Origin of the sequence: Methylomonas sp. Kb3, assembly GCF_002834115.1 — a bacterium.
GTDB lineage: Bacteria > Pseudomonadota > Gammaproteobacteria > Methylococcales > Methylomonadaceae > Methylomonas > Methylomonas defluvii.
This window is the reverse complement of the sequence record NZ_PIZT01000069.1, coordinates 584,885-600,726: the sequence shown is the minus strand read 5'-3', so window position 1 is coordinate 600,726 and position 15,842 is coordinate 584,885. Positions and strand designations below refer to the sequence as shown.

Genomic DNA, 15,842 nt, shown 5'->3' with positions numbered 1-15,842 from the left:
TTAATCCCAACCTAAAGGTCGTTATGACGCTACGCCATATTTTTTTATTTCTGGTCTCACTATTCGGTACATCGATTGCCATGGCCGCCAATCCGCCAAAACCGCCGGCGTCGGACATTGCCGCAGGCCTGTTGTCGATCAAAATCGAAGGCATGCAGGACTTGCCGATCTCGGGCCTGAAGATGGTCAAGTCCGGTGAACAGACGGTGTTCATTTCCAGCAACGGCCGCTTTGCCTTTTATGGTGGCAAATTGATGGATATCTGGACCCAGCAGGAGATCAAGGAACTGGCGGATATCGATCGCATCGCCAACCGTATCGACCTGTCACGAATGAAGCTCAAGGCCGACGATCTCGGCGCGGTGACCGTCGGACACGGAAAAGCCCAAGTCCTGGTATTCATCGATCCGCGTTGCCCGTATTGCGGCAAGGTCATGAAAGACCTGCAAGCCTTGCAGGATCAGTACACCTTCAAGCTGGTGATGATCCCCATCCTCGGCCCAGAATCGCAAAACATCGTCGTGCAACTGGCCTGCCAGTTAGGCGCAAGCGATCCCAAAGCCAAAGACGCCTTGCGCGACCGCTTGTTGAAACAGGATTACGCCGGCTTGCCGACCGATCCACCCACTCAGTGCAACAAAGAGCCGCTGCAAAAAGCCGTGGTCACCGCCAAGTTATTCGATTTGAAGGGTGTGCCATTTCTGATTGCTCCGGACGGCCGCACTCACAGTGGCGCACCCGAGGTGTTAGCCGATTGGTTGGCCGACAAACCGAAACCATCGCCCAGTCTGGCAACAACGCCCGATACACAAAACACCAACGCCACGGAGAAAAAACCATGAAAGCCATTCGCTCCATTTACCGTTACGGCATCAGTGTCTTGCTGATTACTGTCGCCGCCGGCTGCGCCACCACCGAATACGGCTGTAAAGGCATGCCGGACGAGCCCAGCTGTCTGTCGACGACACAAGCCTACCAGGTAACGAATACGGCGTTGCCGGAAGCGCCATCGCAATCGGGTACGGAATCAGCTCCCGCATTGAACAGGGATCAGGCACCAGTGTTACAACAACCCGTCCCCAAGATCGAGGATCCCACGCCGATCCGCACGCCCTCCCAAGTGATGCGCATCTGGATCGCGCCTTGGGAAGATGCCGACGGTGATTTGATGGTGTCCAACTACGTCTACACCGAACTCGAACTGCGGCGATGGATGATCGGCAAGGCGGCACCGACAGCCAGTTCGTCGTTGATTCCTTTGCAAGTCGAGCAACGTCCACCGGAGAAACGATCCAGCGTCGATACCCCTGAAGACGAGAGTCCAGTGAATCGATTGGGCAATAAATTGCCCTGATCCTTGATCCCTTTTCACTGTAGATCACACACCCTCTGCGAGAGTGAGCGGGCAACCGCTTATACATGCCGGACTGAACGTCCGAGATTCGACGGGCAACCGTCTTGTAACCATAACGAGGACATCTTTGATGAAAACATCCTATCGAACCGGGGTCTTGGTAACCCTGGCATCGTTATTTTTTATGTTGATGGCATCCGACGCCATGGCCGGTACCGGCGGTACCGAGTTCAACAACGTCTGGACCTTGCTGACCGGCTGGGTTGAAGGTTTACTCGGCCGCATCATCGCCATCGTGTTCGTCATCGTCGGCCTGGTCGCCGGTGTCGTGCGCGGCAGCATCATGGGCTTTGTGCTGGGGGTTGCCAGCGGGGTCGGCCTGTTTGCGGCGCCGACCATCATCACCAACATCGTCACCGCCACGATTTAGGCGTGCAAAAACGATGACCGGTTCAAGTATTGATACCGAGAACGCGGCGGGCAACCGCCGCCCTTGCCAATCGGCGAAGGCCCCGCGCAGCGTCAAGGTCCAAGCCGCCAATGGCAAACCCATCAACCCCTGCCATCCGGCCAGAGCCCGGCAGTTATCACGCAAAAAACGTGCGGTTCGCGTTTGCCGGCATCCCTTTACGATTCGTTTACATCCGGAATATCCAGCCGAAGCCTTGCAGAAAATTTACGAAGAGGATAAAGCACCATGACCTCAGCGCAACGCCCACGGCCTGACCAGTTGTTTACGGTACTGGCCTACGAATACGACCATCATCTGTTTCTGATGGCCGATAGCAGTATTGGCTTCGGCTTTCTGTGCCGGCCGATGACCGGCGCAGATGCCAGCGTCTCTGCGCGGGTCAATGTGTTGCTGAACCAGGACTGGCCGACCGACACGCTATTGCAAGTGTCACTGTGGACCTCGCCGGACATCGAAGAGTCGCTGGCGATCATGCAAACCCGGCGTCTGAAACAACAAAAGCCGACCTATAAAACCATGACCCAGGCCAGTATCGATTTTCTGCGGCGCGGTACGACCAAAGCGCCGGAAGCGATTTCGGGGGCACGCCTCCGGCGCAGCCACATCCTGGTGACCGTCAAACTATCCATGGCATCCCCCCGTCCTAGTGAAGCCGACATCCGCCGTGCCAGCGAATTGCAATTGGCGACGCAGCAATCGCTGGCTACCATCGGTTTGTATCCGGAAATATTAGGCGCCGATCAGTATGTGCGTATCCTGAACACGATGCTCAACTGGCAGTCCGATGCCGGCTGGAAAGACCGTGTGGTGCCCGAGTGCGATCCCACCCAACTGATCCGCGACCAATTGCTGGATTACGACAACGCCCTCGAACTCGATGAAAAAGGTCTGTGGCTCGGAAGTAAACGCGTCAAAACCTTGTCCGCCAAGCGTACCCCCGACCATTTTTACTTCGGCAGCGCTAAAAGCTACTTGGGCGATATTTTGTCCGGTACGCGTGGAATTAGGCAAAATGCCTTGCTCAGTTTGACCCTGCATTACCCGGATGCCGAATCGACCCGCACCCGCCAGGAAGGCGTGCGGCAATTCATCACCAACCAGGTCAACACCCCCATTGCCCGGTTTTTGCCGGTATTGGTACAACGCAAACACCATTTCGACGTGTTATTCGATGCTTACCGCGACGGTGACCGGCCGATTCGGGCGTATTTCGGCGTGCTGTTGTTTTGCGACGAAGCTGAAGAAGCCGCAGCCGTCTCCAATGCCCGGGTCTATTTCCGGGAACTGGGTTTTCAGCTACTGGAAGACAAGTATTTTTGCCTGCCGTTTTTCCTGAATTGTTTGCCGTTTGGACCCGAGCGTTCGGCGATTGCTGATTTGAAACGTTATCGCACCTTGGCCACCCGGCATGCGATTCCCTTGTTACCGCTGTTCGGCGATTGGGCAGGCACTGGCACGCCGACTTTAAATTTCGTTTCGCGTAATGGCGAACACATGGCGGTGTCGCTGTTTGATACCACCGGCAATTACAACCTCTGCATTGCCGCCGAATCGGGTAAAGGAAAATCCTTCCTGACCAACGAGATCATCGTCAGCTATCTGACCGAAGGCGCGCAAATCTGGGCCATCGATATTGGGCGTTCCTATGAAAACCTATGCGAGGTGCTGGAAGGCGATTTCGTCAAATTCACTCACGGTTCGGGGATTTGCATGAACCCGTTCGAGATCGTTCAAAACTTCGAGGAGGAAGCCGACATGCTGGCCGGCTTGGTTAGCCAAATGGCGGCGCCGACTGAGAAACTGACCGACTTTCAAACCGCCGGTCTTAAGCGGATATTGAAGCAACTTTGGACCGATAAAGCTCAGGCCATGTCCGTGGACGACATTGCCAGGCAGCTGTGTGCAGAAACCGACCAACGCTTAAAAGATGTCGGTGAGCAGTTGTTTCCATTCACCACCCGAGGCGAATACGGCCGCTACTTCAACGGTAAGAACAACGCCAAGTTTGCTCGCGACTTTACCGTGCTGGAACTCGAGGAACTCAAGGGTCGCAAGCATCTGCAGCAGGTGGTGTTGCTGCAGCTGATTTACCAGATTCAGCAGGAAATGTATCTGGGCGAACGCAACCGGCCCAAGATCGTCATCATCGACGAAGCCTGGGATTTGCTCACCGAAGGCGATGTCGCCAAGTTCATGGAACACGGCTATCGGCGGTTTCGAAAATACGGCGGTGCGGCAGTCACCATTACCCAGTCGGTGAACGACTTGTACCGCAATGCCGCCGGGCGAGCGATTGTCGAGAACTCGGCGAATATGTATTTGCTCGGCCAGAAAGCCGAAGTCATCGAAGGCATGAAACAGGATCGTCGCTTGCCGCTATCGGATGGCGGCTATGAGTTACTAAAAACCGTGCATACCTTGCCCGGAGCCTATTCGGAAATCTTTTTCATCACAGAGATGGGTTCCGGCATCGGCCGACTGATCGTCGATCCGTTTAAACGCATTCTTTTCTCGACCAAACCTGAAGACGTCAACGCCTTGAAGCAGTTACGCCGGCAAGGTTTGAGTCTGGGCGATGCCATTCAACAACTGATCGACAGCCTCCAGTCTAAAACACGGGAGTTGAATCATGGACGCTAAATCACAATGGCTCAGCACCGTTTTAATCGCGGCCTGTCTGGGTGGTACCAGTGGATGGCTGGCTTCGCAACAGCAATTGCAACAGCCCATCGCTCGATTAAATATGGTCACGCCGGTGTTCGTCCTTGATCGCGCCAAATTGATTCAATCGATACCGCCCAACGCCAGCCAGGAACACATGGCCAAAATTGTCGATGACTGGCAAGGTCAGGCCAAGAAACTCAGTGATGCTGGCTATCTGGTGATCGATTCTACAGCGGTGGTGGCTGCTCCGGAGGATGTCTATGTTAGACAGACCGGACACTAAGCCCATGAAGAAACCAAGGTCCCATTCACCATCGTCATACCGTGTCACTCGATCGACTTTAGCCCGATTCCTACTCAAGGCAATGCCGATTCTGTTGCTGGTGTTGGCCGTTGAACGCTATATCGGCCAACGCTTTCTAATCGGCGGCGACGACCAAGTCGATCGCTGTCTGCCGGACAAATGGGTGTACCTGATCGACACTCACAACAAAGACATCTGGCGCGGCGATTTGATCGCGTTCCGCGCCGAGCGCATGGCGCCTTTTTTCAAAGACGGCCAGATCATCGTCAAAATTGCCGCCGGCGTCACCGGCGATACCGTTCATGTCGATCCACAACACACCACGATCAACGGTGAACGGATCATCGACGGGTTGCCTTTGACGGAGAAACTCAAAAAGCCTGCTACCAGTTTTAAACGCCATGAAACCACTCCACCTGCTGCCTATTGGGTAACCGGACAAACCGACAAAAGCTTCGATTCGCGATACTGGGGCTATGTCTACGACCATCAAGTGATTGGACGGGCCTATGCGTTGTTTTGATTGGTCTCAACGTCCTTGGCGTCAATCGGTGGTCTGTTTGTTCTGTTGGTTCAGTGTGCATGCGGTTCAGGCGGAGGAATCCTGGCTACAGCGTTCTCAGACCATTTTGCAGGCCTTGGAAGGCCAGCCTCGACCTGAGTGGTTGAACGGTCAGGCTGATCAACGAGACATGAAACGCCAGGCGCAACAAGTCTTGAAAGCTTCACAAGCGATCCAAGCAGAGGCGCTATCGACGGGATCGGCAGGCGGCCTACGGACAACCCCTTCGAACAAGTCACTCACACTGCTGTTTGTCTCGTTTTCACTCGGCGATACGGCGCTGAAAGGCATCTTTGAAGAGGCCGCAGGCCGTGACGATGTGTTGCTGGTGTTTCGCGGCCCCAAGCACGACCAAAAACTACCGGCATTGATGGCTGACCTCAAACGCTTGCTGAAAGGCATCGAGCCGCTGCCGAACATTGTTATCGATCCCACCCGTTTTCAACGCTGGTCGGTGTCATCCGTGCCGGACTTCGTCGTCGAACAGGAAGGGAAAGCCCGTTTACACGTTCGAGGTGTCAGCAGTTTGTCCTGGTTGGACGAGCGACTCAAAGCCGGCAAACAGGGTGATTTAGGCACCTTGGGTGATGTCGGCGAGATTGCCGAAATCGACTTACTGAAAGAACTCAAGCGCCGGATGGCCGCCATCGACTGGAAACAAAAGAAGCGACAAGCCATCGCTCGATTTTGGGAACAGCAAAAATTTGAAAACTTACCCACGGCTCAGGCCGATCATGATCGGACCGTGGATCTGACCATTACCTCACCGCGCGATTTGGCGGCGCCCAACGGTCAGCTGATCATCCGAGCCGGACAAACCGTCAACCCATTGGACAAAATGCCATTTGGCTTATGTCTGATGGTATTCGATGCCACGGTGCCAGCACAAGTTGAGCTGATTCAGCATCAATCCTGCCAGGACAAAAAGGCCCACGTGATGTATTTGGCCACGTCTCTGTCGCGTCAGGAAGGTTGGGACAGTTTAAAGCGTTTGGAAACCACGTTGCAGGCATCGGTGTATTTATTGACACCGGATGTACGCAGCCGTTTTCAGTTACAGCATGTGCCGGCTGTCGTCGAACAATCAGGTAACCGTTTGATTGTTCATGAACGAAAACTGCCGGTCGCAAATGGAGATCGGTCATGAAACGATTCGTTTTCCCTTGGGTTTTGGGAGGTCTGATAACACTGGCAACCCCGCTTTATGCCGACACCACAACCAATAGCGTCGATCCGTTGTGCTCCGACGCCGAACTGTGGTCTGGCAAGCTGGTCACCGATATTTGCTGGAGCTGTTTATTTCCGATTCGGGCGGCGGGAGCTTCGCTGGGCGGTGGCAACGTACCGAGCATCGCGACTGATGAGAAGTTCTGTTTCTGTACCGATCCGATGGGGATTCCGGAACTTGGCATGACCATGGGTCTTTGGAACCCGGCGAGGCTGATCGAGATTGTCCGCAATCCCTGGTGCTCGCCGGCTTTGGGCGGCCATAAGTTCAGCGCTTCAAATGTGCGCTTGATTGCGACCACCGGCAAGGCTGACTTCGATGCCAGCGAGATGTCGTTTTTCAATTACCACTATTTCGCCTTTCCGCTGACCATCCTGCTGGACTTGTTTTGGGATGGCCGCTGCAACAGCGATGGTTACCGGGATTTCGATTTGCTGTATGTCTCGGAACTCGATCCCACCTGGAATAGTGACTTGTTGGCGTTTTTTACCAGCCCGGAAACGGCGTTATTTGCCAATCCGGTGGCGATATCGGCCTGTGTCGCCGATGCCGCAGCGGCCGCCACCGGCAATCCCTTGGATGCCTTGTTCTGGTGTGCCGGTGCTTGGGGGCATATGTATCCCTTATCCGGGATTTCGCCGACCAGTTACGGGACCGATCCCAGGATTACCAGTTTGTTGGCCACGCGGGCGACGGCCTCCTTGCATCGGCGCGGGCTGGCCTGGAAAACTTCGGGCAACGATGCTTTGTGCGGCGGCACTATCTATCCCTTCATCCCCAAATCGCAATACCGGCTATCCATGTTTTATCCGGTCGCCGAAACCGAGTCCAATCACGCCATTGGCGAGACCACGTTCAAATGGGGTGCAGGTCGCACTTATCCTGGGCCGGGTGAAGATCATCTCTACCTGCTGTGGCGTTGGCAGGACTGTTGTGTGGGGCTGTGATGGGTACCAGGGAGTTATTCGAACCGCAACGCCGGATTACGCAGACACTGTCTGCGATTTTGTGCGTGACCTTGGCCTGGACACCGTTTGGCGTTTCCTGGGCGGATGCGATTCAGGCGGCTGGGCGCGATGGTCAACAACTCGGTCAACAAGTTCTGGGTGGTTTTGCGTTTCCACTCGATACCGGCAACGGCACGCTGACCTTAAATCCAGGGACGGCTCAGGAGAGCGCCATTTCAATCGGCACGCTGTTTCCGGATACGAATAGCACATCAACCACGACCAGCGATTTCGCTAATCTCTACGGCAACAACCCCGGCACGCTAGCCGCTGGCTTGAATGCGCAGACCACGTTGAACGGCGAAACCAGCTTCACCGGCGAAGCCTATCGCACCTTGATAGACAACGCCCACCAGTCGCATCCGGATTTACAAGCTGATCAGATCTGGCAAAGCGGCGATCAGGTATTCAGCAATTTTACGCCTTGGGCACAGTCGTTCTCGGACTGCACAACCACCACAACCCAAACCGAAACCCAGCAATCGGTGCGGGTGCCGGATTATCAGCTCTGTCTCAGGCAGCCCTCGGTGCCGCAAAGCTGCACGGCCACCCACCAAGTCAATGTCGAACCTTTGATTCGCTTCGTCAGTGGCGACGGTGGCATGTCCAGTTGCGGTTCTGGCTGTATGGATTTGTATGTCGGTCGGGTTGGTGACAACTACTGGTCAGCCGGATGTGCGGTGTTTACCTGGCAAGTGACCTATAACGTGTTGCATCCCGAAGCGATCGTCAGCGCCACCCTGGAGGACGTGGAATTCGACGACCATGCTCGTGTGGATTATGGCGGCAACCTGATTTATACCGGATCCACCGGCTGGGGCGGCTCATGCGAACTCAGTAATAGTTGGGTCGATCATCCCAATCGCGACGTCACCTACGCCTTTAACAGTTCGGGACAAGTAGTATTCAAACAAGACACTCTGGTCGGTGGTAATGGCGAGGGCTACTCTCGTATTCGGCTGCGTTACGACTTATCCAAGTTGATTACTCAAGACGAATGGAGCTGGAGCGGACCGACTTGCCAAAACTTGGCCAATGCGATTACCGATGGCATATGTCAGGCTGGCAGCCAATTGAGTTGCACGAACGATCCCGCCAATGCCTCGGGTTGTTACGTCGATCCGACATCGCAAGTCATGGTCTGCGGCTCGGATTTGGCGCAAGCACCAGTAGCCAGTTCGACGGGGATCCGTAATACCTGTATGAGTATCCAGGCCGCCGGGAACTGCGATCTTAATCAGTATGGCCAATGCTGGACCGATACCGCCGGCACGCATTGTCTGGAGCCGCCGGCGAACGGCATACCCAACAAAACCTGCGCATCGTTGGAAACCCAAGGCTGCTCGTTCATCAAAAGCCAATGTACCAGTGTGTTAGCCTCCGGCACCTGCTGGGACAGTGTCGATACTTACGACTGCGGGCAAACGGTGGGCATTCCCGGTATTCAAAGCAACACCCAGCAACAATGCGCTGGTCCGATACGCTGCATGGGCGAAGAGTGCATTACAGTGAATCGCACACAAAGCCAGGATTTCAGCAAGGCGGTGGCGTTACTCAACAGCGCCCAGCAAATGGCGATGGATTTACATTGCGACTACGCCAATGCCGATCTCCAGCAAAAGGATCCAAGCACCTGCCAAGTATTTCAAGGCAAACCGGCCAGTTGCAAAATGGTCGGCGGCGCGCTCAGTCTCGTCGATTGCTGCGAAACGCCCTCGGGAGCGATGGGGCTGGGACGTTACGTCGATCTGTTGATCGCCACCAGCCAGATGGATAGCGCAGTCATGGCCATGGATAGCACTTCGGCGATTCGAGGCGCTTGGGAAACCATGCTCACCCCGTTCACCTTGGCCGGCGATGCCTGGAATAGTTTTCAGGCGGATTTTGCCTCGACGGTGAACGATTTGGTCGGTACCGACATGCTCAGTACCAGCGACATTGCCTCGCAAGGCTTACTGGATTCATTGAAAGGTGAATTGATGAAATCCGTGGCCGAATGGATCGGCCAGACCTTTGGCGAAGCCGCCGGTAATGCGCTGTTCAGTGCCGGTGGCCAGGCGGCCTTTGACTCGGCGGGTAATCTGACCCCGGCAGCGGAATCGGGTGGCGTCGAGTTAGGAGGCGGTGCCGCGGTCGCCGGCGAACTGCTCGGCACCTTGATGACAGCCTATACCGTGGTGATGATCATCATCATGATCATCCAGATCGTCTATTCCTGCGAGGAACCGGAGTACGAACTCGCCGCCAAGAAACAGCTCAAAGTCTGCACGGACCTCGGCACCTATTGCGAAAGCAAGGTGGCTGGCGTGTGTTGGGTGCGCAAGGAAAGTTACTGTTGCTACAACTCGCCGCTAGCACGCATTCTCAACGAACAAATCAAACCGCAGTTGGGTATGGATTTCGGTACGCCGGAAAGTCCCAGTTGTACTGGCATCAAAGTCGCGGACCTGGACCGCGTAGACTGGACACAAGTCAATCTGGACGAATGGTTGGCGATTCTAGCGCAGACCGGGCATTTGCCGACCGCTGCCAATGCCGCGTCCATGCTCAATCTCGATCAACTCACCGGTACCGGTAGCCGGCTCAATCCGCAGAAATACGGCGCAGCCTCTAACGGCCGTCAAGACACCTTAACCCGCACCCAAGGCCGGATGACCGATTTGGATGTGCCTACGGTCAAACGGCAGTCTGAACTGGAAGGCTGGGGAATGGGACCGCAATAAATACAGCCAAATATTTACTGAACCGCGTCTTTCAGGCCTTTACCGGCTTTGAAAGAAGGCAGTTTAGCGGCAGCAATGGTAATGGCTTCGCCGGTTTGCGGATTACGACCGCTACGTTCCGCACGTTCTTTCACTTCAAAGGTACCGAAGCCCACCAAGGCTACGGAATCACCGGCTTTCAGTGCCGACTGAATAGATTGAGTAATGCCATCCAATGCGCGGGTGGCGTCGGATTTGGTCAGGTTGGCGTGGCTGGCGATGGCATCGATGAGGTCGGATTTATTCATGCACATGCTTCCTATGGCGATAGCGTTTAAAAAAGAGCTTGTTATTGTATTTACAGACAGAGTTGCAAATCATATCAACTACATGAGAAATATGTCGTATAGGATTTTATCAAGGCGTCCTACAACCACTGCAATAGTAGAAGTTAAACAAAGTTAAAGGCTTTTACACATGCCCGGCGATATGATATTTTCAGCGATATGAGATTTGTATTGGATACTGATGTCATCGTTTCCGCTATGCGTAGTCCGACGGGTGCGTCTGCGGCACTTTTGCTGGCAGCTTTGGATGGTTTGTTTGTTTTGGTTGCCAATGTTCCTTTGGTCGTTGAATACGAAGCCACCTGTAGTTTAGCGGAACATCAACTGGCTGCCGGCTTAAACAAACACGAGGTGGACCAATATTTGGATGCCTTGGCAGCGTTAGTCGATCCTGTTGAAACACATTTTCTGTGGCGTCCAAGGCTACGCGATCCAGCTGATGAAATGGTATTGGAGGCCGCAGTAAATGGTAGAGCCGACGCCATCGTCACATTCAATCACCGTGACTATGGAACTATACCTAGAGATTTTGGAATCGAAATTCTAAAACCATTTGAAGCCTTGGTGAGGTTACAACAATGAGTAGTAATACTAGTACTTACCCGCTACGTTTGCCACGTTCAGTGAAAGCTGCCGTTGAAAAGCTAGCCAAAGAAGAAGGCGTAAGCCTCAACCAATTTGTAGCAACAGCTGTAGCTGAAAAGTTGGCCGCAATGAATACCGCTGCGTTCTTTTCGGAAAGAAAGAATCGGGCTGATTTCGATGCATTTAAGAAAATTCTAACCCGTGAAGGCGGGCAACCGCCTCGAACCGGCGATGAACTTCCAATAAGCTAACTTAAGCTTTAGGCGTAGTAAAAATCAGGGAATATGAATGCTAAATTTTGTTTACAGTGGGCATCAGTCCTTTGCGCTAAGAATAAGCTGGTTACCCAAAGCTGTAGCAGCAATCGAGAATCAAATTGATCCATTTGGTAATCCTAGAGAAGGAATGAAACACCTAGGATTAGGCAAAAACATGGTAGAAGCACTGGAATTCTGGGTTAAAGCAACCGGTGTTGCCCAAAAAACAAAGGCGCAATGGACACTTAGTGATTTCGCATCTAAAGTGCTGTCTAGGCAGGAAGGCCTAGACCCTTTTCTTGAAAACCAGCAGACACTATGGCTGTTGCATTGGTTTTTATGCAGTGGCTGGGACGATGGGGAAACAACGATACGCCCATACGCATGGCATTTTTTGACGAATGTATTTCCTGACGACGAGATGGTAGCGACTGAAGTTGTTGATCATTTCGCCGGAGCTGTTTCTACTCAGCCTAAGTCACTTTCTACGGTCACGCTTCGTCAGCATTTCGATGTGTTTATTCGGACTTACGTTGCGGGTGAAAGCGACGCATCAAAGGGTACACCGGAAGATACTCTTGACAGTCCGTTGGCAACCCTTAATCTAATTAAGCGATATGGAGAAAAAAAACTCCCCAACGGTAAACGCGAAACAATTTTCCGCATTGACTGCGGGCCAAAGCCTTCTTTTTCAACTGGAGCATTTCGCTTTTGTTTACAAAGCTGGTGGAGCCGCTCACATCCAAATGAAAAGCAACTAACTCTACGGGATATTTCCTTTTCAGAAGACAGTCCAGGTCGCGTTTTTCGCTTGCCGGAAACAGATATTTATTCGAGATTAGTTGCCCTGACTCAGAGTTACCCGCACGAATGGAGGCTGGTTGAATCCCAAAATCAACGTGGCATTGAAAGGCTTGAGGAAACCAATGCCGATCTGCTTTTGAAATCAATATACGAGCGAAAATAATGGGTCAAACTCAAGACCAATTCGTAAACGCAGATCCTGTTATTAAGCGATCTACAGCTAGCAGCTTGATAAGGCTTAATTCTCGTTTCAGGCGCTCAGTTCAGATCGAATTAGACCTGCATGATAAAACTTCAACTGATGGTTACGTTACAACAGATTTTATTAGGCATTGTTTTAAACGGATAAACACGTCATTTAACCAGAATAGCGTCCAGAGAGCATGGCGTATCACAGGCGACTACGGTAGTGGAAAATCGGCCTTCGCACTCGCCGTTGCAAAAGCGGCAGCCGGTAGAGAAGCTGAGTTACCGGCAGAGTTACAAGGCATTATTTCTGGACAAAACTTATTGCCTGTAATTGTTACCGGTGATCGCGAACCTTTAGCTAAAGGAATAGGACGCGCTTTAATCAGTCAGATTGAAGGCCTAAAAAAAGGCGTTTTACCTGAAACGACTGAAGATCTGTTAACGCTTCTTGAGCAATCGCGTCAAATTGCGACACAGAATGAAAAAGCCGGTATTTTGCTGGTATTAGATGAGCTTGGAAAAAATCTCGAATATTCAACTTTTAACCCGCTCAGCTCCGACGTCTATTGCTTGCAACGCTTAGCCGAAACTGCTTCAAGAAGTGAAGACCGTCCTTTCATCTTACTAGGAATTCTCCACCAAGGCATTGCCTCTTACACTGCTTCTTTAGATGCAGCCACTCGACGCGAATGGGATAAAGTTGCAGGTCGTTTTGATGAAATTATCTTTACCCACCCTATTGAACAAACCGTTCTACTGTGCTCAGAGGCATTAAATATTGATGTCGATGGTTTACCCTCGAAAATTATTCAAGAATCAAGAGAGGCAATGCAATGGGCGGTTCGTTCCGGTATCTATGGAACCACCTCAGCCGAGACTTTGGTTGAACTTGCTCCAAGACTATTTCCTCTTCATCCAACAGTACTGCCCCCATTACTTAATCTATTGAGGCGATTTGCTCAAAACGAACGATCGCTATTTGGATTCTTATCAGGCTACGAACCTCGAAGTCTCCAGGATTTCTCGAGTATTTGCCTTACTGAGCCTAAATTCTTTCGCTTAGCAAATCTCTATGACTACGTTAAGGAAAACCTAGCGCATACGATGACAAACGGTAGAGCTACTCATTGGCGAATTATTGAAACAGTCATCCGTCAGTCACAAGACATCGAAGCAGAGCATACTACGCTCTTAAAGAGCATAGGGATTCTCAATCTAATTGATGATGACTCGCTACTTGCGACACAAGACATACTGATCAAAGCGGTCGGTCTACGACAGCCTAAAAAGCTGAAGAGTGCATTACAGCACCTTGAATCTCAACATGTTTTGTATGAGAGAGGATCCGTTCGAGGTTATTGCCTTTGGCCGCATACAAGTGTCCATCTAGCGGATTGCTTTGAAAATGCGCGACTCCAGTTAGGAGAGCCAACTAATTCCATGCGAATGGTTGTGTCGCTTCTGAGCCCCCAAACGATTGTTGCCAGACGCCACTATGTTGAGACGGGGAATCTTCGCCATTTTGAAGTGCAATTCCACCCGGCAAGTGAATATGAGCGACTTTGTACAGCCGGAATAAAACCAACGACCGGTCTTGAACCTGATGGATATATTCTTGTTCTTCTCCCTGAAAATGATCGAGAGTCTATAGTAATCACTGAAAAGCTTAATAATTCTTCAGCCCCCCTTAGCTCGAAAATCGTGGTGGGACTAACAAGGCCACCAGTTGAATTAATCAGTGCAGCAAATGATTTAAGATGCTGGAAATGGGTTAGTGAAAACGTAATGGAATTGGCCGGAGATCAATTCGCGCGCCAAGAACTTAATTCCCAAATCATTAATGCGAAGGACCTATTAGATAACCGACTGGAAAAATTAACAGGTTTAAATAGCGGCGACATGGCATCGATTAATTGGTTTTGGCAGGGCAAGCCATTCCAGGTCGATGCGAATGGAATTGGTGCAAGCCTCTCAGCTCTATGCGATAACATTTATTCCGAATGCCCAATCGTCACCAATGAGCTCATTAACCGTAGAATCACTAGTTCAGCGGCTTCACGGGCACGAACACTTCTAATAGAAGCTATTTCTACCTATCCGGATAAACCGTTTCTGGGAATGGATACTACAAAAAATCCCCCGGAATTAGCGATCTATCTATCCGTGTTGTTGACCGGCAATGTACACACTTTTAATCAAGATAAATGGTCGATTGTTATTCCAACCGAGCAAAATGACATCGGAAGACTCCGTCCTGCTCTGCTGACCATTGACAAATTATTAAAAGACAATGACGGCCAACGGATCGACATTCCACGCATTTTTGTTGAACTCCGCAAAGAACCGATTGGTGCTCGCGATGGCATGCTCCCCTTACTCTTGGCAATTTATCTGGCTGCATGTTGGCATCAGACGGCTGCCTATGAAAATGGCACTTATCGGCATCGTCTGGGGGGCGAAGAATTTAAACGACTCATTAAGGAACCGGAGCATTTTGAGCTACAACACTGCTCGATTGTCGGCGTGCGCCTGGAGTTATTTCATAGCTTGAGTACTGTACTGGGGCTTACTCCGTCTGATAGCCCGGAAGTTCTCGACCTGGTTCGGCCATTAGTTAAATTTGTTGCAGAGGTTCCCGAGTATTCACGGAATACGAAAAAACTAAGCACAGAAGCCTTGGCGTTACGAAAATGTTTGCTTGAAGCTAGAGAGCCAGGCAAACTGGTTTTTACGGATATTCCAATCGCCGTAGGTGTTTCAATAGATGATTACGATACGCTTGCCTCCAAGCTTCCTAAACTAATTGCTGAGATTCAAACTAGTTATGATATGTTGCTTAATAGAGTTGCCTCAGCCATTACCGATTCATTCGAAACTCACGTTTCTATTGAAGAGCTTCGTTCAGAATTAATCGCTCGATGCGCGGCCATTTCCAACAAACTTGCCGAAGAGGAACTCAAGAGTTTCGTGCTTCGTCTTGGAGATGCTCACCTGAATCATCGGCAGTGGTTGGAATCACTTGCCAATCATTTAAGTCGAAAATCCGCGGCACGATGGAATGATAATGACGAAGATACTTTTCATCAGCGTCTTGGTGTTTTAGCTAAACGAATGTTACGCGCGGAAGCGGCCAACTCGGATTTTATCGGAGACATTGGGATCCAAGATGCTGAACGAGTTGTCCGTCTAGCGTTAACCAAACCAAACGGTATTGAGTCTACCCGCATGCTTCATTGGTCGGAGTCGGAAGAAGAACAAGTCACACAATTGGAAACGCAAATTACTAACCTAATTCAGGAGCATGGTCGCGCGGGCTTAAGTGCTGCAGTCCGTGCTATCTGGAACCAATTTCAAAAAAGTTAAAATT

Annotated in this window: 15 protein-coding genes; 14 read left to right on the top strand and 1 reads right to left on the bottom strand. The window is 51.6% G+C overall.

What is annotated here, in order from left to right:
- Positions 1 to 23: 23 nt before the first annotated feature.
- The 10 genes from CWO84_RS23880 to traN all read left to right on the top strand — a co-directional run bounded on the left by CWO84_RS23880 (position 24) and on the right by traN (position 10,314).
- Positions 24 to 842: a DsbC family protein gene (locus CWO84_RS23880; RefSeq protein ID WP_101055671.1), complete on the top strand. Its 819-nt coding sequence runs from the start codon at positions 24 to 26 to the stop codon at positions 840 to 842.
- Positions 839 to 1,354, top strand: a complete 516-nt coding sequence (locus tag CWO84_RS23875) for a TraV family lipoprotein (RefSeq protein WP_165786431.1) — start codon at positions 839 to 841, stop codon at positions 1,352 to 1,354. Before CWO84_RS23880 ends, CWO84_RS23875 begins: the two co-directional genes overlap by 4 nt.
- A gap of 130 nt (positions 1,355 to 1,484) precedes the next feature.
- The gene (gene traA, locus CWO84_RS23870) at positions 1,485 to 1,784 is read left to right on the top strand and encodes a TraA family conjugative transfer protein (RefSeq protein WP_101055669.1); all 300 of its coding nucleotides are present in this window, start codon (positions 1,485 to 1,487) and stop codon (positions 1,782 to 1,784) included.
- A 13-nt stretch (positions 1,785 to 1,797) separates the two neighbouring features.
- Positions 1,798 to 2,055, top strand: coding sequence for an RRXRR domain-containing protein (locus CWO84_RS23865; protein ID WP_101055667.1), 258 nt, complete (start codon positions 1,798 to 1,800; stop codon positions 2,053 to 2,055).
- Positions 2,052 to 4,466: a type IV secretion system protein TraC gene (gene traC / locus CWO84_RS23860; RefSeq protein ID WP_101055665.1), complete on the top strand. Its 2,415-nt coding sequence runs from the start codon at positions 2,052 to 2,054 to the stop codon at positions 4,464 to 4,466. Before CWO84_RS23865 ends, traC begins: the two co-directional genes overlap by 4 nt.
- Complete coding sequence (locus CWO84_RS23855; protein ID WP_101055663.1) at positions 4,456 to 4,773, top strand: hypothetical protein; 318 nt, start codon at positions 4,456 to 4,458, stop codon at positions 4,771 to 4,773. The genes traC and CWO84_RS23855 overlap by 11 nt, the downstream gene beginning before the upstream one ends.
- Positions 4,774 to 4,855: 82 nt before the next feature.
- Entirely contained in the window at positions 4,856 to 5,317 is a 462-nt protein-coding gene (gene lepB, locus CWO84_RS23850; protein WP_240618139.1) for a signal peptidase I, read from the top strand.
- Entirely contained in the window at positions 5,304 to 6,503 is a 1,200-nt protein-coding gene (locus CWO84_RS23845) for a TrbC family F-type conjugative pilus assembly protein (protein WP_165786429.1), read from the top strand. Before lepB ends, CWO84_RS23845 begins: the two co-directional genes overlap by 14 nt.
- Positions 6,500 to 7,531, top strand: coding sequence for a TraU family protein (locus CWO84_RS23840; RefSeq protein ID WP_101055659.1), 1,032 nt, complete (start codon positions 6,500 to 6,502; stop codon positions 7,529 to 7,531). The genes CWO84_RS23845 and CWO84_RS23840 overlap by 4 nt, the downstream gene beginning before the upstream one ends.
- Positions 7,531 to 10,314, top strand: a complete 2,784-nt coding sequence (gene traN, locus CWO84_RS23835; protein ID WP_101055656.1) for a conjugal transfer mating pair stabilization protein TraN — start codon at positions 7,531 to 7,533, stop codon at positions 10,312 to 10,314. The genes CWO84_RS23840 and traN overlap by 1 nt, the downstream gene beginning before the upstream one ends.
- Before the next feature lie 14 nt (positions 10,315 to 10,328).
- Here the strand turns inward: traN and CWO84_RS23830 are convergent, their stop codons facing one another.
- A complete protein-coding gene (locus CWO84_RS23830; RefSeq protein WP_101055653.1) occupies positions 10,329 to 10,601 on the bottom strand; it encodes an HU family DNA-binding protein in 273 nt (90 codons plus the stop codon).
- A 210-nt stretch (positions 10,602 to 10,811) separates the two neighbouring features.
- Between CWO84_RS23830 and CWO84_RS23825 the strand changes: the two genes are divergently transcribed.
- Genes CWO84_RS23825 through CWO84_RS23810 form a run of 4 tightly spaced genes read left to right on the top strand, consistent with a single transcriptional unit; the run spans position 10,812 to position 15,838 of the window.
- Entirely contained in the window at positions 10,812 to 11,222 is a 411-nt protein-coding gene (locus CWO84_RS23825) for a putative toxin-antitoxin system toxin component, PIN family (RefSeq protein WP_205800471.1), read from the top strand.
- On the top strand, positions 11,219 to 11,476 hold the full coding sequence (locus tag CWO84_RS23820; RefSeq protein WP_101055651.1) for a YlcI/YnfO family protein: 258 nt from the start codon (positions 11,219 to 11,221) through the stop codon (positions 11,474 to 11,476). Before CWO84_RS23825 ends, CWO84_RS23820 begins: the two co-directional genes overlap by 4 nt.
- Positions 11,477 to 11,513: 37 nt before the next feature.
- Complete coding sequence (locus CWO84_RS23815; protein ID WP_101055650.1) at positions 11,514 to 12,449, top strand: DUF4007 family protein; 936 nt, start codon at positions 11,514 to 11,516, stop codon at positions 12,447 to 12,449.
- On the top strand, positions 12,449 to 15,838 hold the full coding sequence (locus tag CWO84_RS23810) for a hypothetical protein (RefSeq protein WP_101055648.1): 3,390 nt from the start codon (positions 12,449 to 12,451) through the stop codon (positions 15,836 to 15,838). Before CWO84_RS23815 ends, CWO84_RS23810 begins: the two co-directional genes overlap by 1 nt.
- Positions 15,839 to 15,842 lie beyond the last annotated feature (4 nt).

Coding starts and splice junctions, on each gene's coding strand:
- CWO84_RS23880 (WP_101055671.1), top strand. CDS start 24: ATGACGCTACGCCATATTTTTTTATTTCTGGTCTCACTATTCGGTACA.
- CWO84_RS23875 (WP_165786431.1), top strand. CDS start 839: ATGAAAGCCATTCGCTCCATTTACCGTTACGGCATCAGTGTCTTGCTG.
- traA (WP_101055669.1), top strand. CDS start 1,485: ATGAAAACATCCTATCGAACCGGGGTCTTGGTAACCCTGGCATCGTTA.
- CWO84_RS23865 (WP_101055667.1), top strand. CDS start 1,798: ATGACCGGTTCAAGTATTGATACCGAGAACGCGGCGGGCAACCGCCGC.
- traC (WP_101055665.1), top strand. CDS start 2,052: ATGACCTCAGCGCAACGCCCACGGCCTGACCAGTTGTTTACGGTACTG.
- CWO84_RS23855 (WP_101055663.1), top strand. CDS start 4,456: ATGGACGCTAAATCACAATGGCTCAGCACCGTTTTAATCGCGGCCTGT.
- lepB (WP_240618139.1), top strand. CDS start 4,856: ATGCCGATTCTGTTGCTGGTGTTGGCCGTTGAACGCTATATCGGCCAA.
- CWO84_RS23845 (WP_165786429.1), top strand. CDS start 5,304: ATGCGTTGTTTTGATTGGTCTCAACGTCCTTGGCGTCAATCGGTGGTC.
- CWO84_RS23840 (WP_101055659.1), top strand. CDS start 6,500: ATGAAACGATTCGTTTTCCCTTGGGTTTTGGGAGGTCTGATAACACTG.
- traN (WP_101055656.1), top strand. CDS start 7,531: ATGGGTACCAGGGAGTTATTCGAACCGCAACGCCGGATTACGCAGACA.
- CWO84_RS23830 (WP_101055653.1), bottom strand. CDS start 10,601: ATGAATAAATCCGACCTCATCGATGCCATCGCCAGCCACGCCAACCTG.
- CWO84_RS23820 (WP_101055651.1), top strand. CDS start 11,219: ATGAGTAGTAATACTAGTACTTACCCGCTACGTTTGCCACGTTCAGTG.
- CWO84_RS23815 (WP_101055650.1), top strand. CDS start 11,514: ATGCTAAATTTTGTTTACAGTGGGCATCAGTCCTTTGCGCTAAGAATA.
- CWO84_RS23810 (WP_101055648.1), top strand. CDS start 12,449: ATGGGTCAAACTCAAGACCAATTCGTAAACGCAGATCCTGTTATTAAG.